This window comes from Streptomyces sp. NPDC056628 (genome assembly GCF_042792555.1).
GTDB lineage: Bacteria > Actinomycetota > Actinomycetes > Streptomycetales > Streptomycetaceae > Streptomyces.
In genome coordinates this window covers 1-23,886 of the sequence record NZ_JBHTWG010000033.1, presented here as the reverse complement: position 1 = coordinate 23,886, position 23,886 = coordinate 1, and the positions used below count along the sequence as shown (strand labels likewise).

The 23,886-nt window shown below is 69.6% G+C and carries 16 protein-coding genes; 10 read left to right on the top strand and 6 right to left on the bottom strand.

Annotated features, from left to right (window positions below):
• Positions 1–133 precede the first annotated feature (133 nt).
• Positions 134–3,874 carry a GH92 family glycosyl hydrolase gene (locus tag ACFRAC_RS29430; RefSeq protein WP_382934553.1) on the bottom strand — a complete coding sequence of 1,247 codons (3,741 nt, stop codon included), beginning with the start codon at positions 3,872–3,874 and terminating at the stop codon, positions 134–136.
• A gap of 414 nt (positions 3,875–4,288) precedes the next feature.
• On the opposite strand from ACFRAC_RS29430, the gene ngcE reads away from it, so the two are divergent.
• The 9 genes from ngcE to ACFRAC_RS29385 all read left to right on the top strand — a co-directional run bounded on the left by ngcE (position 4,289) and on the right by ACFRAC_RS29385 (position 16,395).
• On the top strand, positions 4,289–5,743 hold the full coding sequence (gene ngcE / locus ACFRAC_RS29425; protein ID WP_382934362.1) for an N-acetylglucosamine/diacetylchitobiose ABC transporter substrate-binding protein: 1,455 nt from the start codon (positions 4,289–4,291) through the stop codon (positions 5,741–5,743).
• Between the two features lie 98 nt (positions 5,744–5,841).
• Positions 5,842–6,771 (top strand): carbohydrate ABC transporter permease, encoded by a 930-nt coding sequence (locus ACFRAC_RS29420; RefSeq protein WP_382934358.1) that lies wholly within the window; start codon positions 5,842–5,844, stop codon positions 6,769–6,771.
• 18 nt (positions 6,772–6,789) lie between these two features.
• A complete protein-coding gene (locus ACFRAC_RS29415) occupies positions 6,790–7,725 on the top strand; it encodes a carbohydrate ABC transporter permease (RefSeq protein WP_382934350.1) in 936 nt (311 codons plus the stop codon).
• A gap of 194 nt (positions 7,726–7,919) precedes the next feature.
• Positions 7,920–9,119 carry an ROK family transcriptional regulator gene (locus tag ACFRAC_RS29410; protein ID WP_361346721.1) on the top strand — a complete coding sequence of 400 codons (1,200 nt, stop codon included), beginning with the start codon at positions 7,920–7,922 and terminating at the stop codon, positions 9,117–9,119.
• A gap of 133 nt (positions 9,120–9,252) precedes the next feature.
• Positions 9,253–10,350: a sugar ABC transporter substrate-binding protein gene (locus ACFRAC_RS29405; RefSeq protein WP_382934548.1), complete on the top strand. Its 1,098-nt coding sequence runs from the start codon at positions 9,253–9,255 to the stop codon at positions 10,348–10,350.
• Positions 10,351–10,528: 178 nt separating this feature from the next.
• Positions 10,529–11,320 carry an ATP-binding cassette domain-containing protein gene (locus ACFRAC_RS29400; protein WP_192806246.1) on the top strand — a complete coding sequence of 264 codons (792 nt, stop codon included), beginning with the start codon at positions 10,529–10,531 and terminating at the stop codon, positions 11,318–11,320.
• Positions 11,317–12,612 carry a sugar ABC transporter permease gene (locus tag ACFRAC_RS29395; RefSeq protein WP_382934342.1) on the top strand — a complete coding sequence of 432 codons (1,296 nt, stop codon included), beginning with the start codon at positions 11,317–11,319 and terminating at the stop codon, positions 12,610–12,612. Before ACFRAC_RS29400 ends, ACFRAC_RS29395 begins: the two co-directional genes overlap by 4 nt.
• A gap of 208 nt (positions 12,613–12,820) precedes the next feature.
• Positions 12,821–14,749, top strand: coding sequence for a 1-deoxy-D-xylulose-5-phosphate synthase (gene dxs / locus ACFRAC_RS29390; RefSeq protein WP_382934338.1), 1,929 nt, complete (start codon positions 12,821–12,823; stop codon positions 14,747–14,749).
• Positions 14,750–14,895: 146 nt separating this feature from the next.
• A complete protein-coding gene (locus ACFRAC_RS29385) occupies positions 14,896–16,395 on the top strand; it encodes an amino acid permease (RefSeq protein WP_382934335.1) in 1,500 nt (499 codons plus the stop codon).
• 38 nt (positions 16,396–16,433) lie between these two features.
• Here ACFRAC_RS29385 and ACFRAC_RS29380 read toward each other — a convergent pair whose 3' ends face one another.
• Positions 16,434–16,805 (bottom strand): NTP pyrophosphohydrolase, encoded by a 372-nt coding sequence (locus tag ACFRAC_RS29380; protein ID WP_382934332.1) that lies wholly within the window; start codon positions 16,803–16,805, stop codon positions 16,434–16,436.
• A gap of 27 nt (positions 16,806–16,832) precedes the next feature.
• Complete coding sequence (locus ACFRAC_RS29375; protein ID WP_382934329.1) at positions 16,833–17,723, bottom strand: NAD(P)-dependent oxidoreductase; 891 nt, start codon at positions 17,721–17,723, stop codon at positions 16,833–16,835.
• A 95-nt stretch (positions 17,724–17,818) separates the two neighbouring features.
• On the opposite strand from ACFRAC_RS29375, the gene ACFRAC_RS29370 reads away from it, so the two are divergent.
• A complete protein-coding gene (locus ACFRAC_RS29370) occupies positions 17,819–18,835 on the top strand; it encodes a hypothetical protein (protein ID WP_382934326.1) in 1,017 nt (338 codons plus the stop codon).
• 72 nt (positions 18,836–18,907) lie between these two features.
• Here the strand turns inward: ACFRAC_RS29370 and ACFRAC_RS29365 are convergent, their stop codons facing one another.
• The 3 genes from ACFRAC_RS29365 to ACFRAC_RS29355 all read right to left on the bottom strand — a co-directional run bounded on the left by ACFRAC_RS29365 (position 18,908) and on the right by ACFRAC_RS29355 (position 23,769).
• Entirely contained in the window at positions 18,908–21,037 is a 2,130-nt protein-coding gene (locus tag ACFRAC_RS29365; RefSeq protein WP_382934323.1) for a 3-hydroxyacyl-CoA dehydrogenase NAD-binding domain-containing protein, read from the bottom strand.
• Positions 21,034–22,260, bottom strand: coding sequence for a thiolase family protein (locus tag ACFRAC_RS29360; RefSeq protein WP_382934317.1), 1,227 nt, complete (start codon positions 22,258–22,260; stop codon positions 21,034–21,036). The genes ACFRAC_RS29365 and ACFRAC_RS29360 overlap by 4 nt, the downstream gene beginning before the upstream one ends.
• A 228-nt stretch (positions 22,261–22,488) precedes the next feature.
• Entirely contained in the window at positions 22,489–23,769 is a 1,281-nt protein-coding gene (locus ACFRAC_RS29355) for a ribonuclease D (protein ID WP_382934314.1), read from the bottom strand.
• Positions 23,770–23,886 lie beyond the last annotated feature (117 nt).

The window sequence follows — 23,886 nt, the reverse complement described above, 5'->3', positions numbered from 1 at the left end:
AGTTCTTCATCGCCCGCATCATAGGCATGGCGCTCACCATCTGTCACCAGCGATATGCGCCCGCGTCCAGGACATGCGCGGGGTGCCGGTCCGACCGGACCGACACCCCGCGTGTGTTTCCCGCGCAGCCCGCTCAGCCGAGCAGTTCGACCTCCGCGAGGGTCGCCTCACCGGTGAGGACCAGGCGGTACTTCGCGTACGTGCCCGGCGACTTCACCGAGAAGGCCCGGGTCTGCCGGTCCCAGGTGAAGGTCTCCCCGGTGCGCTCGTCCAGGGTCCTCCACTCGGTGCCGTCCTTCGACGCCTGCAGCGTCCACCCGGTGGGTGCCTTCGCGCGGTCCGACGGCGACGTCAGGGTGTACTGCACGGCCTTGGCGGCCTTCGCCACCGGCAGGTCCACCGAGGTGACGGCCGCCTGTGTGGCGGACGTGTCGTCGAACAGCGCGCCCTCGCCCTTCACCAGGTCGGCGCGGGGCGTGGGCACCTTGTCGTCCTGGGTGATGGAGACGGGCGCCGCGTTCTTGCCGGAGCCCCACGAGGACGGCTTCGCGCCCATGTCGAACTCCAGGACACCGCCCTTCGCGATCACCGAGTGGGGGAGCGACGTCGATTTCCACGGCACGCCGTTGACCCGCAGGCCCTGGACGTACACGTTGCGGGCGCTGTTCCTCGGCGCCTTCACGACCAGCTTGCGGCCGTTCTCCAGGTGGACCGTCGCCTTCGTGAACAGGGGCGAGCCGATCGCGTACTCGCCGCTGCCCATCACGAGCGGGTAGAAGCCCAGCGCGGAGAACAGGTACCAGGCCGACTGCTCGCCGTTGTCCTCGTCGCCGTGGTAGCCCTGCCCGATCTCGCTGCCGACGTACAGCCGCGACAGCACCTCACGGACGTTCCGCTGCGTCTTCCAGGGCTGACCGGCCGCGTCGTACATGTAGTTCACGTGGTGCGCGACCTGGTTGGAGTGCCCGTACATGCCCATCCGGACGTCCCGCGCCTCCGTCATCTCGTGGATGACCCCGCCGTAGGAGCCGACGAAGTCGGGTGAGGCCGTCTCCGGGGTGGCGAAGTACGTGTCGAGCTTGTCCGCGAGACCGCCGCGGCCGCCGTAGAGGTTCGCGAGGCCCCGGCTGTCCTGGGGCGCCGTGAACGCGTAGCCCCAGCCGTTGGTCTCCGTGTAGTCGTAGCCCCACACGCGCGGGTCGTACTTCGAGGACTCGACCCGCCAGTCGCCCTTGGCGTCCCGGCCCTGGAAGAAGCCGGCCTTCGCGTCGAAGAGGTTGACGTAGTCCTGCGCGCGGTTGAGGAAGTACTCGGACTCCTCCTTGTACCGCTTGTCGCCCGTCTTCTTGTAGAGCGCCTGGCCCATCCTCGCGATGCCGTAGTCGTTGAGGTAGCCCTCCAGCGCCCACGACAGGCCCTCGTGCGTCTCGGTGCTGGTGTAGCCGAGGAAGGGCGACGTCGCCATGCCCTTGCGGCCCACACCGGACGACGGCGGCACGACGGTCGCGTTCTTCACGGCCGCGTCGTACGCCGCCTTCGCGTCGAAGCCGACGCCCTTGACGTACGCGTCCGCGAACGCCACGTCCGAGGAGGTGCCCGTCATCAGGTCCGCGTAGCCCGGCGAGGACCAGCGGGAGGTCCAGCCGCCGTCCTTGTACTGCTGCACGAAGCCGTCGACCATCTCGCCCGCCTGACCCGGCGTGAGCAGCGAGTACGCCGGCCAGGTGGTGCGGTAGGTGTCCCAGAAGCCGTTGTTGACGTACACCTTGCCGTCGACGATCTTCGCGCCGGTGTGCGTCGGGGTGTCCGGGTTCGGCATCCTCGAGAACGGCGACGCGTACTGGTACTTCGAACCGACCTTCTCGAAGCCGGAGTTCGGGTACAGGTACAGCCGGTACAGGCTGGAGTACAGCGTGGTCAGCTGGTCCGGCGTCGCGCCCTCCACGGTCACCTTGCCGAGCAGCTTGTCCCACTGCCGCTGGGCGCGCGCCTTCACGGCCTCGAAGGAGGCGCCGTCGACCTCCTGGCGCAGGTTGTCCTCGGCCTGGTCGATGCTGATCAGGGACGTGGCGAGCCGCAGGGTCACGGTGCGGTCGTCCCCGGCGTCGAAGCGCAGGTGCCCCTTCACGCCGCTGGAGGCCCCGTCGGTCACGGGCTTGTCGAAGGTGCCGTAGACGAAGAGGCGGGTCGCGCCCGTCGACAGCCCGGACTTCACGTCCGAGTAGCCGGTGACGACGCCGTTCTCCTTGTCGAGGGTCAGCCCCGCCTGGTCGGTGACGTTGTCGAACAGGACGCTCGCGTCGTCACCGGGGTAGGTGAAGCGCAGCACCGCCGCGTGGTCCGTCGGCGCCATCTCCGCCTTCAGCCCGTTCTCGAACCGCACCCCGTAGTAGTACGGCCGCGCGATCTCGTTCTCGTGCTCGAAGGCGAGCGCGCGCGCCGAGCGCCCGGTGTCCGGGGTGCCGGAGGCGGCCGACGGCATCACCTGGAACGTCTGCCGGTCGCCCATCCAGGGGCTGGGCTCATGGCTGGCGCTGAACGCCTGGATCGTCGGCAGGTTGTCCGCGTTGTTGGCGCGGGCGTAGTCGTACAGCCAGCTCAGCGAGCCCGCGTTGGTCACCGGGGTCCAGAAGTTGAAGCCGTGCGGCACGGCGGTCGCCGGGAAGTTGTTGCCCCGGGAGAAGCCGCCGCTGGACAGGGTGCCGCGGGTGGTGAGCGCGTAGTCGGACAGGTGCGCCTTCGGCTTCTCGGGCGCGACCTCCTTCAGCGCCACGTCGTCCAGCCAGCCCCGGAACTTCGCCGGGCCCTTGGGGGAGTCGTACGCCACCAGGATCCGGTCGACGGTCTTGCCGCGCGCGACCGAGCCGATCCGGGAGGCGACGTTGTTCCACTGGTTGACGTACAGCACCTTGGCCTCGCCCTGACCGCGCGGCGAGAGGGGGAAGCCGTGCTGGTCGGCGGCGCCGAGGTCGCTGAGGTAGGTGCCGTCGGTGAAGGCCAGGTCGACGGAGACGTTCGTGGCGTCGTAGTCGCGGTCGCCGTCCGCCATCGCCGGGAAGACCCGGTAGGACAGCTGGGTGTCGCGGCCGACGGCCACGTCCACGTCGTAGACCTTGTTGTACGAGTAGCCGCGCCCGTCCGCCGTGTGCCGCCCCGCGTAGCGCAGGGCCCGCTTGCCGGTGAAGCCGGCGCCCGCCTTGGCGGTCGGCGAGCCGCTCGGGCCGCGGTCGACGAGGGAGAGCATGTCCTGCGGCACCGGGCCGTCGTCGCCGCCCGTGGAGAACTGGACGTCGGCCAGCTGCAGGACGCCGGAGGCGCCGTTGTTCCTGGTGATCTCCAGCCGGAAGTGCCGGTACTCGGCCGGTTCGGCGAGGTCGTACGTCTTGGTCTGGAACCGCTCGGAGAAGGTCTGACCCGAACGGGTGTCGACCGTCTTCCACTCCTTGCCGTCGGAGGAGCCCTTCAGGGTCCAGTCCCGCGGGTCGCGCTCGGCGAAGTCGTTCGCCGACGTGAGCGCGTACTTGGTGATCCTCGCCGGCTTGTCGAGGTCGAACTCCACCCAGCCGGTGGCCTCGAACACCAGCCACTTGCTGCTGGGCTCCCCGTCGGCGAGGTTCTCCTTCACCTCGCCGGCGCCGGAGTTCTCCCCGTTCGCCCGTACGTCCGTGACGTGGTCGGTCACGTTGCCCGGGATGCCGCTGCTGTACCCGCCGTCCACCCCGGACGCGCGTTTCGCGCCGCCGGGCCCGGTGTCGACGGTATTGAGCCAGTCGGGTGCGGGGTCGTCCGCCTCGAACGAGGACGCGAACTCCCGGTCGGCCGCCGCGGGGGCCTGGGGCAGGGCCACCGCTGCGCCCTGCGAGCCCACGGTCAAAGCGAAGGCGGTCGCCGACACGACCGCCGTACCCCATCTGTGCCGAGCTCTCTGCTGCTTCACCAGGTACCCTCCCTGCGCGCGGGACAACGTTGTCAGATTCGCTGCGCAAGGAACAGTAGTGGCTCAAGTGCTGGGCATTGTCAAGGGCGTTGAGTGTGCCGTTCGGGGCTTATGGCGTGGATTTTTCCGGCAAGCCTCGCACAGGCCCCGCATATTTCCGTGAGGTCTCAACTCGGAAAAGACCACCGGTGAACCTTGCATTCGATCTTGCTCCGCTGGCGGGAAGTGGACTATACCTGTCGGCACTTCACAAGATTCCGCACTTCCTGCACGACCCCAGCTTGACCCGATCGCGGTGCCGGGGAGGATCCGGTTCACCGCCTGAGTCCTGGAGAAGGCGAGGACTTGAGCATGGGATCCACTTCTGCCCAGAATCCCGAGAACGGCGGTACCACCGCGGGAGTCGGCCGCCGCGATCTGATCAAGCGGTCCGCCGCACTGGGTCTGATCTCCGTTCCGACCATGAGCTTCCTGTCCGCGTGCGCGAGCGGCGGCGGGGACGATTCCGGCAATGACTCCGAGGGCGAGACGTCCAAGTCGAACCCGTTCGGAGTGAAGGACGGCAGCAAGCTCGACGTCGTCATCTTCAAGGGCGGCTACGGCGACGACTACGCCAAGGCCTGGGAGGCCGGCTTCAAGAAGAAGTGGGGCGTCACCTCCGTCCACACCGGCACCCAGGAGATCACCGGCAAGCTCCAGCCCCGCTTCAACGCGGGCAACCCGCCGGACATCGTCGACGACTCCGGCGCCCAGCAGATCCCGATCGACGTGCTGTACAAGAACGGGCAACTCGTGGACCTCGCGGTGGTCCTGGACGCCCCGTCCGTGGACGACCCGAGCAAGAAGGTCCGCGACACCCTGATCCCGGGCACGCTCGACGCCGGCATGCAGGGCGGCAAGGTCGTCGCGCTGAACTACATCTACACGGTGTGGGGCCTGTGGTACTCCGGCAAGCTCTTCAAGGAGAAGGGCTGGACGGCGCCGAAGACCTGGGACGAGTTCCTCGCCATCTGCAAGGAGGCCAAGGCCGACGGCATCGGTGGACTCGCGCACCAGGGCAAGTACCCGTACTACATCAACGTGGCCATCATGGACCTCATCGCCAAGACCGGCGGTCTGGACGCCATGAAGGCGATCGACAACCTCGAGCCCGACGCGTTCGTGGGCTCGGAGGCGGCGACCGCCGCCATCGAGGCCATCTACGAGGTCGTCGAGAAGGGCTATCTGATGCCCGGCACGAACGGCCTGACCCACACCGAGTCCCAGACCCGCTGGAACCAGTACAAGGCCGCCTTCATCACCAGCGGTTCCTGGCTGGAGAACGAGCAGCTGAAGACGACGCCGGACGACTTCGACATGAAGTTCCTGCCGATGCCGCTGCTGCCCGACAGCAAACTGCCCTTCGAGGCGATCCGCGCCGGCTCCGGCGAGCCGTTCATCATCCCGTCCAAGGCCAAGAACCTCGCCGGGGCCAAGGAGTTCATGCGGATGATGCTGTCCAAGGAGTGGTCGACGCTGTTCGCCAAGGAGGCGAACTCGCTCACCATCGTCAAGGACGGCGTCGACACCGGCGTCCAGCTGCGCCCGGGCACCCAGTCCACCGTCGAGGCGTCCAAGGCGGCGGGCGGCAACACCTTCCGGTACCTGTACACCGAGTGGTACAGCGAGATGGGCACGGCCATCGAGAACGCGTCCAACGAACTCATGGCCAAGCGCATCCAGCCCAAGGAGTGGCTGAAGCGGGCCCAGGCGGCCGTCGACAAGCAGGCCAAGGACCCGGAGTCCAAGAAGAACCGCCGGGACTAGTCCCCCATGCCCCGTGGGGTGCGGGTGACGCGCACGTCACCCGCACCCCACGGGGCGTCGCCGCAGCGCCGTCGGGAACACAGGGCAGGAAGACGCCAATGCGTAAAGGGCAGTACCGGTTCGTCGCGGGATTTCTGTTCGCTCCCGTGGCCATCTACGTGACCTTCGTGATCTGGCCGTACATCCAGACGTTCGGGTACTCCCTGACCGACTGGAAGGGGCAGTCGCAGACGTTCAACTTCGTCGGTCTCGACAACTACAAGGCGTTGTTCCAGGACGACGTCTTCATGGGAGCCATCTGGCACAACATCCTGTTCCTGATCTTCATCCCGGTGAGCACCATCCTGATCGCCCTGTTCTTCGCGTTCATGCTGAACGCGGGCGGGCGCGGCAGGTCGGGAGGGGTCTCCGGGGTCGCCGGCTCCAAGTACTACCGCGTCGTCTACTTCTTTCCGCAGGTGCTCTCACTCGCGATCATGGCGGTGCTCTTCGGGGCCGTCTACCGCAGTGACGGCGGCGGTATGCTCAACGGTTTCCTGATCAAACTGGGACTGGTCGACGAGAACAGCCCGGTGGAATGGCTCAACGAGCCGAACATCGTCCTGTGGGCCCTTCTGGTGGTCGTCGTCTGGCACGGGGTGGGCTTCTATCTCGTGCTGTTCTCCGCCGCCATGCAGTCCATTCCGAGGGACATCTACGAGGCGGCGCTCATCGACGGCGCCGGCCGCTCGCAGTCCTTCTTCCGCATCACCCTGCCTTTGCTGTGGGATTCCGTGCAGACCGCGTGGGTCTATCTCGGGATCGCCGCGATGGACATGTTCATCCTGGTCTCCACGATGACGTCCGGCGACTACGGCGGCGGCCCCGACCACCACAGCGAGGTCATGGCGACCGTGATGATGCGGAACTTCCAGCTGTACGGGAAGAGCGGCTACGCCTGCGCGATGGGCGTGGTGATGCTCGCCCTCACCCTGATCGTGTCCGTGTTCACGCTGCGTGCCACCCGCCGCGAGCGCATCGAGTTCTGAGCGGGAGAGAAGACGACGATGAGCGCACCCCTCAAGGAGACCCCCGCGGCGAGCGGCACGGTCCCGGCCCAGCCCTCGGTCCGCAAGAACCCGGTCCGCCCCGGCGACGAGCGCGGCGAAGGCGTCGTGCTGAACGTCTTCTCGCACGGCTTCCTCGCCCTGTGGGCGCTGCTGATCGTGCTGCCGCTGCTGTGGCTGGTGCTGAGCTCCTTCAAGACCGACGTCCAGATCGGCGGCTCGGCCTTCGGTTGGCCGCAGAACTGGTCGCTGGACGTCTTCGCCCGCGCCTGGGAGAAGGGCATCGGCGACTACTTCCTCAACACCGTCATCGTGCTGGTCTTCTCGGTGCCGCTGACGATGCTGTTCGGCTCGATGGCGGCGTACGTGCTGGCCCGCTACGAGTTCTGGGGCAACCGTTTCCTGTACTTCTTCTTCGTCGCGGGCGCGATGTTCCCGGTGTTCCTGGCGCTGGTGCCGCTGTTCTTCATGGTCCGGCGCCTGGACATGCTGAACACGTACCAGGGGCTGATCCTGGTGTACGTCGCCTACTCGATGCCGTTCACCGTGTTCTTCATGCACTCCTTCTTCCGGACGCTGCCCACGGCCGTCTTCGAGGCGGCGATCCTGGACGGGGCCTCGCACAGCCGGACGTTCTTCCAGGTGATGCTGCCGATGGCGAAGCCGGGTCTGCTGAGCGTCGGCATCTTCAACACCCTGGGCCAGTGGAACCAGTTCATCCTGCCGACGGTCCTCATGCAGCCGCAGAGCGGTGACGACCCCGAGCGCTACGTCCTCACCCAGGGGCTCATCCAGCTCCAGCAGCAGCAGGGGTACGCCTCCGACCTTCCGGTCCTCTTCGCCGGCGTGACCATCGCCATGATCCCGATGTTGGTCGTGTACCTGTCATTCCAGCGGCAGGTACAGGCGGGTCTCACGTCCGCGACTCTGAAGTGAAGCAGGGGTAGCGCTCCGGAGCCGAGCATGCGCACGCCGTTCCCCGCCCAGGGAGCGGCGTGCGTGCTGGTGTGCACGTACCCGGATCCGGCTCAACCTCTTGACGGGAGGCGACCCGAACGGCTCAGCTTAGAGTTCACTAGTTGGACACGGACGGGGCCTCACCGAAGCGGTCCCGCGCGCAGGAGGTCGTCGTGGAGACTCCGGGGTCGCAGTCGTCGCTGCACCGAGCCAACCTGGAACGGGTGGTCCGGGCCGTTCGGCTGGCCGGATCACTCACCCAGGCCGAAATCGCGAGGACCACGGGTCTGTCCGCGGCGACGGTCTCCAATATCGTCCGGGAGCTCAAGGACGGTGGAACGGTCGAGGTCACGCCCACGTCGGCGGGCGGGCGCCGGGCCCGCAGCGTCTCCCTGAGCGGGGACGCCGGCATCGTCATCGGCGTCGACTTCGGCCACGCGCACCTGCGGGTGGCGGTGGGCAACCTCGCCCACCAGGTGCTGGCCGAGGAGTCCGAGCCGCTGGACGTGGACGCCTCCTCCGCCCAGGGCTTCGACCGCGCGGAGGAGCTGGTCAACCGGCTGATCGCGGCGACCGGCGTCGACCGCTCCAAGGTCGCCGGGGTGGGCCTCGGCGTGCCCGGCCCGATCGACGTCGAGTCCGGGACCCTGGGCTCGACGGCCATCCTGCCGGGCTGGACCGGCACCAAACCCGCGGAGGAGCTGCGCGAGCGGCTCGGCGTGCCCGTGTACGTCGACAACGACGCCAACCTCGGCGCCCTGGGCGAGCTGGTCTGGGGCAGCGGGCGCGGGGTGCGGGACCTGGCGTACATCAAGGTCGCCAGCGGCGTCGGGGCCGGCCTGGTGATCGACGGCAAGATCTACCGGGGGCCCGGCGGCACCGCCGGGGAGATAGGGCACATCACCCTGGACGAGTCCGGTCCGGTCTGCCGCTGCGGCAACCGCGGCTGCCTGGAGACCTTCGCGGCCGCGCGCTACGTGCTCCCGCTGCTGCAGTCCAGTCACGGCACGGACCTGACCATGGAGGGCGTCGTACGCCTGGCCAGGGACGGGGATCCGGGCTGCCGCCGGGTGGTCGCCGACGTCGGCCGGCACATCGGCAGCGGCGTCGCCCAGCTCTGCAATCTCCTGAACCCGAGCCGGGTGGTCCTCGGGGGCGACCTGGCGGAGGCCGGTGAGCTGGTCCTGGGGCCCATCAGGGAGTCCGTGGGGCGCTATGCCATCCCCAGTGCCGCACGCCAACTGAGCGTCCTTCCAGGGGCCCTTGGAGGCCGTGCCGAGGTGCTCGGCGCTCTCGCTCTCGCGCTCAGCGAGATGGGCGATTCGACCCTTTTGGACAGCACTTTGCACGCGGCTGCCCCCGCCTTCACTTAGAGAACGGATGGCACCGTTGCCAACCCGTTAAGGATTTACTTCTTGACGTCGCACGTGTGGCCGAGTTGACTTCCAGCCACCTCGGCCGCAACGTCGCGGCCTCGTCAGGGAGGTTTCTGAAGTGAACACGCGTATGCGTCGCGCCGCTGTAGCCATCGCCGCTGGTGCGATGGCCGTCTCGCTGGCTGCCTGTGGCAGCGCCGAGGAGGCGGACGGCGGCAAGGACTCCACCGCTTCCGCCAACAAGGGCGACGACATCAAGGTCGGTCTGCTGCTCCCCGAGAACCAGACCGCTCGCTACGAGAAGTTCGACCGCCCGCTGATCGAGCAGAAGATCAAGGAGCTGACGAACGGCAAGGCCAAGGTCGACTACAACAACGCCAAGCAGGACGCCAACCTGCAGGCGCAGCAGGTCGACACCATGATCACCAACAAGGTGGACGTCCTCATCCTGGACGCCGTCGACGCCAAGGCGATCAAGAACTCCGTCCAGAAGGCCGTGGACGCCGGCATCAAGGTCGTCGCGTACGACCGCCTGGCCGAGGGCCCGATCAGCGCCTACACCTCGTTCGACAACGTGGCGGTCGGCAAGACCCAGGGCGAGGCCCTCCTCGAGGCCCTTGGCGACAAGGCCAAGGACGGCCAGATCGTCATGATGAACGGCTCCGTCACCGACCCGAACGCCGCCATGTTCAAGGAGGGCGCGCACTCCGCCCTCAACGGCAAGGTCAAGGTCGGCAAGGAGTACGACACCAAGGAGTGGAAGCCGGAGAACGCCAACGCCAACATGGAGGCGGCGATCTCGGCCCTCGGCAAGAAGAAGATCGTCGGCGTCTACTCCGCCAACGACGGCATGGCGGGCGGCATCATCACCGCCCTGAAGGCCGCCGGCATCAACGTCCCGGTCACCGGTCAGGACGCCGAACTCGCCGCCGTGCAGCGCATCATCGCCGGTGAGCAGTTCATGAGCGTCTACAAGCCGTACGCCCCCGAGGCCTCCGCCGCCGCCGAGATGGCCGTGGCGCTCGCCCAGGGCAAGTCGCTCGACTCCATCGCCAAGGACAAGGTCGACAGCGAGAGCGCCAAGGCCGTCCCGTCCGTCCTCGTCCCGGTCACCTCGCTGACGAAGGCCAACGTCAACGACACCGTCATCAAGGACGGCGTCTACACCGCCGACGAGATCTGCACCGGCAAGTACAAGGCCGCGTGCGACAAGCTCAAGATCGGCTAGTCGAGTCCCCTCGCGTGTGCGGGAGTTCGTCACCGGATTCCCGCACGGGGCATGACTGCTCTCGACTCCTCCGGCGCCCCGCGCATCATTCAGCCCCGCAAGCTCGGCGCGGGGCGCCGGACGGATCCCCCCAACTTTTCTCTGCACAACCCTTCCGCCGGGTCAGGCGGCGAAGGAGATGGTTCACGTGTCCGCTACGCCCGTGCTGGCGTTGCGCGGGGTCTCCAAGCGGTTCGGTGCCGTTCAGGCGCTCACCGACGTAGAGCTTGAGGTCCACGCCGGTGAGGTGGTCGCCCTGGTGGGCGACAACGGCGCCGGAAAGTCCACGCTGGTCAAGACGATCGCCGGCGTGCATCCCATCGATGAGGGCGTCATCGAATGGGAAGGCAAGGCCGTGTCGATCAACCGGCCGCACGACGCCCAGGCCCTCGGCATCGCGACGGTGTACCAGGACCTCGCGCTGTGCGACAACATCGACGTCGTAGGCAACCTCTTCCTGGGCCGCGAGCTGAAGAAGCGCGGCATCCTGGACGAGGTCGAGATGGAGCGCCGCTCCCGCGAGCTGCTCCAGACCCTCTCGATCCGCATCCCCAGCGTGCGCATCCCGATCGCCTCGCTCTCCGGCGGTCAGCGCCAGACCGTGGCCATCGCCCGCTCCATGCTCGGCGAGCCCAAGCTGGTCATCCTCGACGAGCCCACCGCGGCCCTCGGTGTCGAGCAGACCGCCCAGGTCCTCGACCTGGTCGAGCGGCTCCGCGAGCGCGGCCACGCCGTCATCCTCATCAGTCACAACATGGCCGACGTCAAGGCCGTCGCGGACAAGGTCGCCGTGCTGCGGCTCGGTCAGAACAACGGCGTCTTCGAGGTCAAGACGACCTCGCAGGAGGAGATCATCTCCGCCATCACCGGCGCCACCGACAACGCCGTGACCCGCCGTGCGGCGCGCACGAACGGGGAGGTTTCCAAGTGAGCACCGACAACACCTCCACCGCGCCCAAGGACGAGCACGAGGTCGTCAACTCCGAGGCCGCCGCGGCCGCGGTGACCGCGGTCGACCCCCGCCTGCTCGTGCAGGAGCAGGGCCTGGCCGGCTACATCGGCGAGTTCCGGCGCAAGATAAAGGCCGGTGAGCTCGGCTCCCTGCCGGTCATCCTCGGCCTGGTCGCCATCTGCATCATCTTCCAGAGCCTGAACTCCGCGTTCCTGTCGGCGCAGAACATCAACGACATCACCGTCACGATGGTCGGCACCGGCATGATCTCCGTCGGCATCGTCTTCGTGCTGCTGCTCGGTGAGATCGACCTGTCCGTCGGCTCCGTCAGCGGCGCCTCCAGCGCCATCGCCGCCGTCCTCGCGGTGAACCAGGGCTGGCCCGAGTGGGCGGCCGTACTGTTCGCGGTCGCCGTCGGTGCCCTCATCGGCGCCGTGCACGGCTTCTTCTTCGCGGTGCTGGGCGCCCCCGCCTTCGCCGTGACCCTGGCCGGTCTGCTCTTCTGGCTCGGCTTCATGCTCCAGACGCTGGGCGAGAACGGCACGATCAACCTCGACAGCGACGGCCTGATCGGCAAGCTCACCACGTACTTCTTCTCGGACGTGGCGGCCGCCTACGGCCTGGCGGCGGTCGTGACGGTGCTGTTCTTCCTCAGCTCCTTCCTCGGCAACCGCCGTCGCGAGGCCGCGGGCATCCCGTTCCGTCCGCTGAGCGACACGATCCTGCGGACCGCCCTGCTGGGCATCATCTCCTTCGCCGCGGCGATCATGTACAACCAGTACAAGGGCCTGCCGCTGGCCACGGTCATCTTCCTGGTGTTCCTGGTCGGCACGGACTTCCTGCTGCGCCGGACGTCGTACGGCCGCAAGATCTTCGCGCTCGGTGGCAGTGTCGAGGCCTCGCGCCGCGCCGGCATCAACGTGACCGCGGTGCGCATCTCGGTGTTCGCGATCTCCGGTGGCTTCGCGGCGGTCGGCGGCCTCTTCCTGGCCTCCAAGATCGCCTCCGCCAACCAGAGCGCCGGTACCGGTGACCTGCTGATGAACGCCATCGCGGCGGCCGTCATCGGTGGTACGTCCCTCTTCGGCGGCCGCGGCCGGACCTGGAACGCCCTCCTGGGTGTCCTGGTCATCGTCTCGATCCAGTACGGCCTCCAGCTGGAGTCCATCGCCGAGCCGGTGAAGTACATGATCACCGCCGGTGTCCTGCTCACCACGGTCGTGATCGACTCGATCACCCGCAAGACGCAGAAGACCGCGGGCCGCGCGTAGCGCGGGACGCGACAGCGCCCCGGGGCGCGGGTGAACTGGCGCGTGCCGGTCCGTTGTGGCCGGTCGCGCGGTTCCCCGCGCCCCTTCGGCGTGCCGGGAGCCGTTCGCACGACGTACGAATCCCGGGCCGGGAACCTTCCGCCGGAGCGGAACATTAGACTCGTCAAGCCCGGCAACAGCTCGACAGCTCTAAAGCAAGGAGGCACGGGTGCCGCTGCTGACCCGCATCACGGGACCGCGCGATCTGGACCGGCTCACCCCTGAGCAGCTGGTCCAGCTGGCAGAGGAGATCCGGACCTTCCTCGTCGAAGCGGTTTCCAAGACCGGCGGCCACCTCGGCCCCAACCTCGGTGTGGTCGAGCTGACCATCGCCCTGCACCGGGTGTTCGAGTCGCCGAAGGACAAGGTCCTCTGGGACACCGGTCACCAGTCCTATGTGCACAAACTGCTCACCGGCCGTCAGGACTTCAGCCGGCTGAAGATGAAGGGCGGCCTCTCCGGCTACCCCTCGCAGGCCGAGTCCGAGCACGACGTCATCGAGAACTCGCACGCCTCGACCGTCCTCGGCTGGGCCGACGGTCTCGCCAAGGCCAACCAGCTCAGGAAGCGCGACGACCACGTCGTCGCCGTCATCGGCGACGGCGCCCTGACCGGCGGTATGGCCTGGGAGGCGCTGAACAACATCGCCGAGGCCAAGGACCGCCCCCTCGTCATCGTCGTCAACGACAACGAGCGCTCCTACGCGCCCACCATCGGCGGCCTCGCCAACCACCTCGCGACGCTGCGCACGACCGACGGCTACGAGCGTTTCCTCACCCGCACCAAGGAGATCCTCGACCGCACCCCGGTCGTCGGCAGGCCGCTCTACGAGACCCTGCACGGCGCCAAGAAGGGCCTGAAGGACTTCATCGCCCCGCAGGGCATGTTCGAGGACCTGGGCCTGAAGTACGTCGGCCCGATCGACGGCCACGACATCGAGGCCCTGGAGTCGGCGCTCGCGCGCGCCAAGCGCTTCGGCGGCCCGGTCATCGTGCACTGCCTCACCGAGAAGGGCCGCGGCTACCAGCCCGCCCTCCAGGACGAGGCCGACCGCTTCCACGCCGTCGGCAAGATCCACCCCGACACCGGACTGCCGATCGCCTCCTCCGGCGCCGACTGGACGTCCGTCTTCGGCGACGAGATGGTCAGGCTCGGCGAGGAGCGCGACGACATCGTCGCCATCACCGCCGCCATGCTGCAGCCGGTCGGCCTGGACAAGTTCGCCAGGAGGTTCCCCGAGCGGGTCTACGACGTCGGCATCGCCGAGCAGCACGGCGCGGTCTCCGCGGCCGGCCTGGCCACCGGCGGGGTGCACCCCGTCTTCGCCGTCTACGCCACCTTCCTCAACCGCGCCTTCGACCAGGTCCTCATGGACGTCGCCCTGCACAAGTGCGGAGTCACCTTCGTGCTCGACCGGGCCGGCGTCACCGGCACCGACGGCGCCTCCCACAACGGCATGTGGGACATGTCGATCCTCCAGGTCGTCCCCGGCCTCAGGCTGGCCGCCCCGCGCGACGCGGACCAGGTGCGCGCCCAGCTGCGCGAGGCCGTGCGGGTCGACGACGCCCCGACCGTCGTCCGCTTCTCCAAGGGCGCCGTGGGCCCGGCCGTGCCCGCCGTGGGGCGGGTCGGCGGCATGGACGTGCTGCGCGAGCCCGGCACCGACCGCCCGGACGTCCTGCTGGTCTCCGTGGGCGCACTGGCCCCGATGTGCCTGGAGATCGCCGGTCTGCTCGACCGGCAGGGCATCTCCACCACCGTCGTCGACCCGCGCTGGGTCAAGCCCGTCGACGAGGCGATGGCCCCGCTCGCCGAGCGGCACCGCGTGGTCGTCACCGTCGAGGACAACAGCCGCGTAGGCGGGGTCGGCTCGGCCGTCGCCCAGGCCCTGCGGGACGCGGGCGTCGACGTCCCGCTGCGCGACTTCGGCATCCCGCCGCGCTTCCTCGACCACGCCTCGCGCGCCGAGGTCATGGCGGAGATCGGTCTGACCGCCCCCGACATCGCCCGCCAGGTCACCGGTCTGGTCTCCAAGCTGGACGGCCGGTTCGACCGCACCGCGGCCGAGGTCGACGCCGTGGAGGCCGCGCGCGACTGACGGGTCCTCACAGGTCCGAACGGGCCGGTTTCACCACCGACACGAGTGGTGAAACCGGCCCATCTGTGTGACATCGCTCGCGCCGGGGCAGGCGTACCACGCCCCCTCTCGATCATGTCGGGACGACAAGCGTGGGAGGTAAGACCGTGAGCAGCACACTCTTCCGGACGAAGAGAGTCGAGCAGTCCATCAGCGACACCGAGGAGCCCGAGCACGCGCTCAAGAAGTCCTTGTCCGCGTTGGACCTGACGGTCTTCGGGGTCGGCGTCATCATCGGTACGGGCATCTTCGTGCTCACCGGCACCGTCGCCAAGAACAACGCCGGACCCGCGGTGGCCCTGGCGTTCGTCGTCTCCGGCATCGCCTGCGCACTGGCCGCCCTGTGCTATGCCGAGTTCGCGTCCACGCTCCCCGTCGCCGGTTCGGCGTACACCTTCGCGTACGCCTCCCTCGGAGAGCTGCCCGCCTGGATCATCGGCTGGGACCTCGTCCTGGAGTTCGCGCTGGGCACCGCGGTGGTGGCCGTCGGCTGGTCCGGCTACATCCAGTCCCTGATGGACAACGTGGGCTGGCACATGCCGGCGGCGCTCGGCAGCAGGGAGGGCGCCGACACCTTCGGCTTCGACATCCTGGCCGCCGCGCTCGTCCTCGTCCTGACCTTCATCCTCGTCCTCGGCATGAAGCTGTCGGCGCGGATCACGGCCCTGGTCGTGGCGATCAAGCTGGCCGTCGTGCTGACGGTGATCATCGCCGGGGCGTTCCTGATCGACCCCGACAACTATGACCCGTTCATCCCGCCGAGCCACACCGTCGAGGCCTCGGGCAGTCTCGACGCGCCACTGATCCAGCTCATGTTCGGCTGGGCGCCGTCGAACTACGGTGTCATGGGCATCTTCACCGCGGCCTCCGTCGTCTTCTTCGCCTTCATCGGCTTCGACGTGGTGGCGACGGCCGCCGAGGAGACCAAGAATCCGCAGCGCGACATGCCACGCGGCATCCTCGGCTCCCTCGTCATCTGCACGACCCTGTACGTCCTCGTGTCGATCGTCGTCACGGGCATGCAGCACTACACCAAGCTCTCCGTGGACGCACCGCTGGCCGACGCGTTCAAGGACACCGGGCACCCCTGGTACGCGGGCTTCATCAGCTTCGGCGCCGCGGTCGGTTTGACGACGGTCTGCATGATCCTGCTGCTCGGCCAGACCCGGGTCTTCTTCGCCATGAGCCGCGACGGACTGCTGCCCCGCTTCTTCTCGCACGTCCACCCGCGCTTCAAGACCCCGCACCGCCCGACGATCCTGCTGGGCGTGCTCATCGCGGTCCTCGCGGGCTTCACGCCCCTGACGGAGCTGGCCGCGCTGGTGAACATCGGCACCCTGTTCGCCTTCGTGGTCGTGGCCATCGGCGTGATCATCCTTCGCAAGACCCGCCCCGACCTGCCCCGGTCCTTCCGTACCCCCTGGGTGCCGGTCCTGCCGATCCTGTCGGTGTGCGCCTCGCTGTGGCTGATGATCAACCTGCCCGCCGAGACCTGGGTCCGGTTCGCCATCTGGATGGTCGTCGGCCTCGTCGTGTACTTCCTCTACGGCCGTACCCACAGCCGTCTCGCCCGCGGCGAGGAGACACCCGCGGCCGACGTGAAGTAGGAGGCGGTACCGGTCCCGGTCCGCGTACGGCAGCCCGGCTACGGCCGGACCGTACGCGGCCCCGTCACGTCCGCCCCCAACGCCTGCACCCGCTGCCGCAGTTCCCGGTCGGCCGTCACCACGAGAGCGGGCCGCCCGGCCGCCCGCTCGACCAGCGCGACCATGTGGTCGTCCCCGCTCCCCGGGGCGGACTCCACCCGCACGCCCGGCACGCTCGCCACGCCCCGGGCGGCCCCCTCCACCACCAGCACGATGTCCACCGGCCCGGCGTGCCCCGGCATCCCCTCCGCCGCCAGCCGGTCCCGCAGCCGTTCCGCGGCGCCCTGGCGGTCCCGCCACCAGCCGTCGGGCACCGACCCGACGACGTTCGCGGCATCGACGATCACGAGCAGGGGAGCGTCCTCGTCCATGGGTTCCAGGGTCGCACGGGTACGCCGCTACTTCCTCTCGCCTTCCGGGAAGCTCGCGAAATACGCCGCCGCCATGTCCTCGTCCCCGTGCCCCTGCGCCTCCGCCCGGGCGAACCGCTCCGCGCTCGCCGCGGCCACGTCCAGGCGGGCGCCGTGGCGCTCACCGGCATCCACGATGAGCCGCGCGTCCTTGGCCGCCGTGTGGACGGAGAAGGCGGCCGGGGAAAGGTTCCCGTTCAGCACCAGCCCCGCCTTGGCGCGCAGGTACCCCATGTCGAGCGGGCCGCCGTCGATCACCTCGAAGAACCGCTGCGGGTCCACCCCGAGGACCTCGGACAGCGCCAGCACCTCACCGGCCGCGTTCGTCACGGCCAGCACCCAGCTGTTGGCGACCAGCTTCAGCCGGGTCGCGGTGCCCGCCCCGCCGTCCTCCCCGGTCCACACCGTCCGCGACCCCACGGCGTCGAACACGGTCCCCACCACCGGCCGGCTCTCGGCCGGGCCCGCCGCCAGCACGGTGAGCGCGCCGGCCTCGGCGGGCTCCCGGGTGCCGAGCACCGGGGCGTCGTAGAAGACGAGGCCGTGCTCGCGCGCGAAGCCGGCCAGGTCGGCGATCCCCTCCAGACCGGCGGTCGTCGACTGCACCCACACCGCCCCGGCGCGCAGCCCCGGCGCCGCCTCCCGCATGACCTCCAGAGTCGCCGGACCGTCGTACAGCATGGTGAGGACGACATCGGCGTCCCGGACCGCCTCGGCGGGCGTCCCGGTCACCAGGGCGCCGTCGGCGGCCAGCGGCTCGGCCTTGGCGCGGGTGCGGTTCCAGACGCGGACGGAGTGCCCGGCCTTCACGAGGTTGCGGGCCATCGCGGCCCCCATGATGCCGGTGCCCAGCACGCTCACGGTGAACTTGTCGGTCATGTCGTCGACTTCCTGTCTCGGTACGGACGGTGCCGTGGTCCAGCTTGCCCGGGGGCGGCGCGTTCCGCCGTGCGCCACCCGCATAAGGTGAAACGGTGAACGGCGACTGGCTCATCCGCGGCCGTGACGGCCGCCTCAGCGTCTATCTGCCGACCGACGAGGCCGTCCTGTGCCGCGCGGAGCTGGGACCCGGCGGCCCCTGGGGCCCCGCGCGCCGGATCGGCGGCGAGCAGAAGCTCCGCCCCGGCCCCGCCCTCGGGCACGGCGCCGACGCCTACACCCATCTGGCCGCCTGGCGTCCCACCAAGCCGGGGGAGTCGGGGATCGTGCACTCCACGCACTTCAGGCCCCGGCTGGCCGCACTCGACTGGGTCCCGGTCGGCCACCCGGACGGCAGCGGCGACCGTACGGGCCTGCCGGCCGTCACCGTCGACGCGCAGGGCCGCGCCCACGTGTTCGTCCGCAACAAGGCGGGCGGCGTGAGCATGCGCGGGCAGAAGCAGGCGGGCGGCTGGGGAGCCTGGCACGACCTCAAGGGCCGGGACGTCCACGAGCAACTGGCCGCGGTGGCGGGGGAGTCCGGGCTGGTCGAGCTGTACGCGGCCGTTCCGGGGGCCCTGCTGCACTGGCGGCAGGAGGAGCCGGGCGCCGTCCCCGTCCTCCAGGAGGCGCTGGAGACCTCCGTCCGGCCCGGCACCCTGTACGCCCTGGCCACCTCGGCGGAGCGCACCACGCTCTACTACGCCGAGGACTCCGGCGACCTGTGCGCCTGGCGCCCCGGCGCCAAACCGGTCACCGTCCTGCCGTCGGCCGGGCCCGGCCAGGTGTCCGCGGTCCGCTGTGCGCTCGACGGCCACGACTGCACGGTGCTCGCCCAGCGCTCGGCGAGCGGCCGCGTCGCCTTCGCCGCGTACCCGACGGAACAGGAGTCCGCGGGGGCCTGGTGGACCGAGTCGGGACCGCAGTTGCCGGCGGACGCGGTGGTGGCGCTGGCGCTGGACGAGGAGGAACGGGTCGTGGCGGCGACCCTGTCGCCGTCGACGGGCCGGCTCCTGGTGACCCGCCGCAAGGACGAACCCGGACTGGCCCTGGAGGCCTGGCGGGAGGCCTGAGGCCTTCTGAGGAAACGCCGGTGCCCCGTACGCCAACGGGCGTACGGGGCACCGGCGTTCACAGCGGAGCGCTTACGCGGGGACGCTGGCCACGCCCGGCGCCAGGAACCTCTTGCCGTTCACACGCTCGGAGACACCCTCGCGGTCCAGGTACGGCGTGATGCCGCCCAGGTGGAAGGGCCAGCCGGCGCCCGTGATCAGGCACAGGTCGATGTCCTGGGCCTCGGCGACGACACCCTCGTCGAGCATGAGCCCGATCTCCTGGGCGACGGCGTCCAGGACGCGGTCGCGGACCTGCTCCTCGGTGAGGACGGTGTCGCCCTGCTTCAGCAGCGCGGCGACCTCCGGGTCCAGCTCCGGCTTGCCGGAGTCGTAGACGTAGAAGCCGCGCTTGCCCGCCTCGACGACCGCCTTCAGGTTCGGGGAGACCGTGAAGCGGTCCGGGAACGCCTTGTTGAGCGTCTCGGAGACGTGCAGACCGATCGCGGGACCGACCAGCTCCAGGAGCACCAGCGGCGACATCGGCAGACCGAGCGGCTCGATGGCCTTCTCGGCGACCTCGACCGGCGTGCCCTCGTCGATGACGTTCTGGATCTCGCCCATGAAGCGGGTGAGGATGCGGTTCACGACGAACGCCGGGGCGTCCTTCGTCAGAACCGCCGTCTTCTTGAGCTTCTTGGCGACGGCGAACGCCGTGGCCAGCGAGGCGTCGTCGGTCTTCTCGCCGCGGACGATCTCCAGCAGCGGGAGGACGGCCACCGGGTTGAAGAAGTGGAAGCCCACGACCCGCTCGGGGTGCTGCAGCTTCGACGCCATCTCCGACACCGACAGCGACGAGGTGTTCGTCGCCAGGATCGCGTGCGCCGGGGCGACCGCCTCGACCTCCGCGAACACCTGCTGCTTGACGCCGATCTCCTCGAACACGGCTTCGATGATGAAGTCCGCGTCGGAGAAGCCCTCCGCCTTGTCCAGAACGCCGGTCACCAGAGCCTTGAGGCGGTTGGCCTTGTCCTGGTTGACACGGCCCTTGCCGAGCAGCTTGTCGATCTCGGCGTGGACGTAGCCCACACCCTTGTCGACGCGCTCCTGGTCGATGTCCGTGAGGACGACCGGGACCTCCAGGCGGCGCAGGAACAGCAGCGCGAGCTGAGAGGCCATCAGACCGGCGCCGACGACGCCGACCTTGGTCACCGGGCGGGCCAGGTTCTTGTCCGGCGCGCCGGCGGGACGCTTGCCGCGCTTCTGCACCAGGTTGAAGGCGTAGATACCGGAGCGCAGCTCGCCGCCCATGATCAGGTCGGCGAGCGCCTGGTCCTCGGCGTCGAAGCCCTGCTGGAGGTCGCCGTTCTTGACGGCGGCGATGATGTCGAGGGCGCGGTAGGCGGCCGGAGCGGCACCGTGCACCTTGCCGTCCGCGAGGAAGCGGCCCTTGGCGACGGCCTGGTCCCAGGCCTCGCCGCGGTCGATCACCGGACGCTCGACCGTGATCTCGCCCTTGAGGACGGCCGCGGTCCAGATCAGCGACTGCTCCAGGAAGTCCGCGCCCTCGAACAGCGCGTCCGCGATGCCGAGTTCGTAGACCTGCTTGCCCTTGAGCTGCTTGTTCTGGTTGAGGCTGTTCTCGATGATCACCGAGACGGCCTTCTCGGCGCCGATCAGGTTCGGCAGCAGGGTGCAACCGCCCCAGCCGGGCACCAGGCCGAGGAACACCTCGGGCAGCGAGAACGCGGGCAGCGCCGCGGACACCGTGCGGTAGGTGCAGTGCAGACCGACCTCGACGCCACCACCCATGGCGGCGCCGTTGTAGTACGCGAAGGTCGGCACGGCCAGCTGCGAGAGCCGCTTGAAGACGTCGTGGCCGCCCTTGCCGATGGCCAGCGCGTCCTTGTGCTCCTTCAGCAGCTCGACGCCCTTGAGGTCGGCGCCGACGGCGAAGATGAACGGCTTGCCGGTGACGCCGACGCCGACGATGTCGCCGTCCGCGGCCTCCTTCTCGACCTGGTCGATCGCGGCGTCGATGTTCGCCAGCGACTGCGGGCCGAGGGTGGTCGGCTTGGTGTGGTCGTGGCCGTTGTCCAGGCTGATCAGGGCGAAGCGCCCGGCGCCCAGCGGCAGGTCGAAGTGGCGTACGTGCGCCTGCGTGACGACCTCGCCCGGGAACAGCTCGGCGGCGCCCTTCAGGAGCTCAGCGGTGGTGCTCACTTGTCGCCTCCGGCGTCCTTGTGGTGCGGGTTCTCCCAGATCACGGTGGCGCCCATGCCGAAGCCGACGCACATCGTGGTGAGGCCGTAGCGGACCTCCGGCTGCTCCTCGAACTGGCGGGCCAGCTGCGTCATCAGACGGACGCCGGAGGAGGCGAGCGGGTGACCGAAGGCGATGGCGCCGCCGTACTGGTTGACGCGGGCGTCGTCGTCGGCGATGCCGTAGTGCTCCAGGAAGGCCAGCACCTGCACGGCGAAGGCCTCGTTGATCTCGAACAGGCCGATGTCGCCGATGGACAGGCCCGCCTGCGCGAGGGCCTTCTCGGTGGCCGGGATCGGGCCGTAGCCCATGACCTCCGGCTCCACACCCGCGAAGGAGTAGGCGACGAGGCGCATCTTCACCGGCAGGTCGTTCTCGCGGGCGAAGTCCTCGGAGGCGATGAGGGAGGCGGTGGCGCCGTCGTTCAGACCGGCCGCGTTGCCGGCGGTGACCCGGCCGTGCACGCGGAACGGGGTCTTCAGACCGGCCAGGTTCTCCAGGGTGGTGCCCGGGCGCATCGGCTCGTCGGCGGTGACCAGGCCCCAACCGGTCTCGCCGGCCTCGGCGTTGGTGCGGCGGACCGAGATCGGCACCAGGTCGGCCTGGATCTTGCCGTTGGCGTACGCCTTGGCGGCCTTCTCCTGGGAGCGCACGGCGTACTCGTCGGCGCGCTGCTTGGTGATCGTGGGGTAGCGGTCGTGCAGGTTCTCGGCGGTCATGCCCATGAACAGGGCGGACTCGTCGACCAGCTTCTCGCTGACGAAGCGCGGGTTGGGGTCGACGCCCTCACCCATCGGGTGGCGGCCCATGTGCTCGACACCACCGGCGACGGCGATGTCGTACGCGCCGAAGGCGACCGAACCGGCGACCGTGGTGACGGCGGTCAGCGCGCCGGCGCACATGCGGTCGATGGAGTAGCCGGGCACCGACTGCGGCAGGCCCGCGAGGATGCCGGCCGTGCGGCCGATGGTCAGGCCCTGGTCGCCGATCTGCGTGGTCGCGGCGATGGCGACCTCGTCGATCTTCTTCGGGTCGAGACCGGGGTTGCGGCGCAGCAGCTCCCGGATCGCCTTCACGACGAGGTCGTCGGCGCGGGTCTCGTGGTAGATGCCCTTCGGGCCCGCCTTGCCGAACGGGGTGCGGACGCCGTCGACGAAGACGACATCCCTGACGGTACGAGGCACGATGGCTCTCCTCCAGGGTGCGGGATGGCACTACTGCTGCGCGACGCGCTGAGCGCGCGCTCAGAACTCATGCTACTTATGAGTAACGTAGCTGCCCAGTCCTGGCGCGGGGAGCGGTGAAGGTCACACCACCGGCCCAGCCCCCGCACCCGGACGCACCGGTAGATCTTGGCCTGATCTCGCCGTCCCCCTCCGCCGTGGTGCCTCCGCGAGGCACCACGCGCCCTCCTAGGCGGACAGCGCGGCCACCAGGACCGGCGTGACCATCTCGACCTGCCAGGGCCTGGCCCCGTACCCCGTAAGCGCCTCCGCCACCGACTCGGCGCTCACCGACTGCGGGGGCTCCCAGCACACCCGCCGCACGGTGTCCGGCGCGATCAGGTTCTCCTGGGGCATGTTCAGCCGCTCGGCCAGCGCCGACACCGCGGCGCGGGCCGTCGCGAGACGCGCGGCGGCCGCGGGGTCCTTGTCCGCCCAGGCCCGCGGCGGCGGGGGCCCGGTCACGGGCTGGCCCGGCGCGGGCAGCTGTGCCTCGCCGAGCTCCTTCGCCCGGTCGACCGCGGACTGCCACTGCTCCAGCTGCCGCCGCCCCATCCGGTGCCCGAACCCGCTCAGCGCGGCCAGCGCGTGCACGTTCGCCGGCAGGGACAGCGCGGCCTCCACGATCGCCCCGTCCGACAGCACCTTGCCCGGCGACACGTCGCGCCGCTGCGCGATCCGGTCCCGGGTCTGCCACAGCTCGCGCACCACGGCCAGCTGCCGGCGCCGGCGCACCTTGTGCATCCCGGACGTCCGCCGCCAGGGGTCCTTGCGGGGCTCGGCGGGCGGCGCCGACGCGATCGCGTCGAACTCCTGCAGCGCCCACTCCAGCTTGCCCTGCCGGTCCAGCTCCTTCTCCAGGGCGTCCCGCAGGTCGACGAGCAGCTCGACGTCGAGCGTCGCGTACCGCAGCCAGGGCTCGGGCAGCGGCCGGGTCGACCAGTCGACGGCCGAGTGGCCCTTCTCCAGGACGAAGCCGAGCACGCTCTCGACCATGGCGCCGAGGCCCACGCGCGGGAAGCCGGCGAGCCGCCCGGCGAGCTCGGTGTCGAACAGCCGGGTCGGCACCATGCCTATCTCCCGCAGACACGGCAGGTCCTGGGTGGCCGCGTGCAGGACCCACTCGACGTCCGCGAGGGCCGCACCGAGACCGGACAGGTCGGGGCAGGCGACGGGGTCGATCAGCGCGGTGCCCGCTCCCGCGCGGCGCAGCTGCACGAGATAGGCGCGCTGGCCGTAGCGGTAGCCGGACGCGCGCTCGGCGTCGACGGCGACGGGTCCGGTGCCGGCGGCGAAGGCGGCGATCACCTCGGCGAGCGCCGCTTCGTCGGCGACCACGGGTGGAATGCCCTCGCGGGGCTCGAGCAGAGGGATCGGCGCCTTCGCGGCGGAGGCTCCGCCGTCGTCCGGAGGGCCGCCTCCGGTGGTTCGCAGTGGAGCGTCTGCTGCGGTCTCTTGGGCGTCGGTCACCTGTCAAGGGTATCCGTGTGCGGACGGGGGGCGGGCCCCCGAAAGAAACGAGGGAGGCCCCCGGGGGGGGGAAAAAAAAGCAAACAGAGTGGGTGGGGGGGGAAAAAGGAGGGTGGT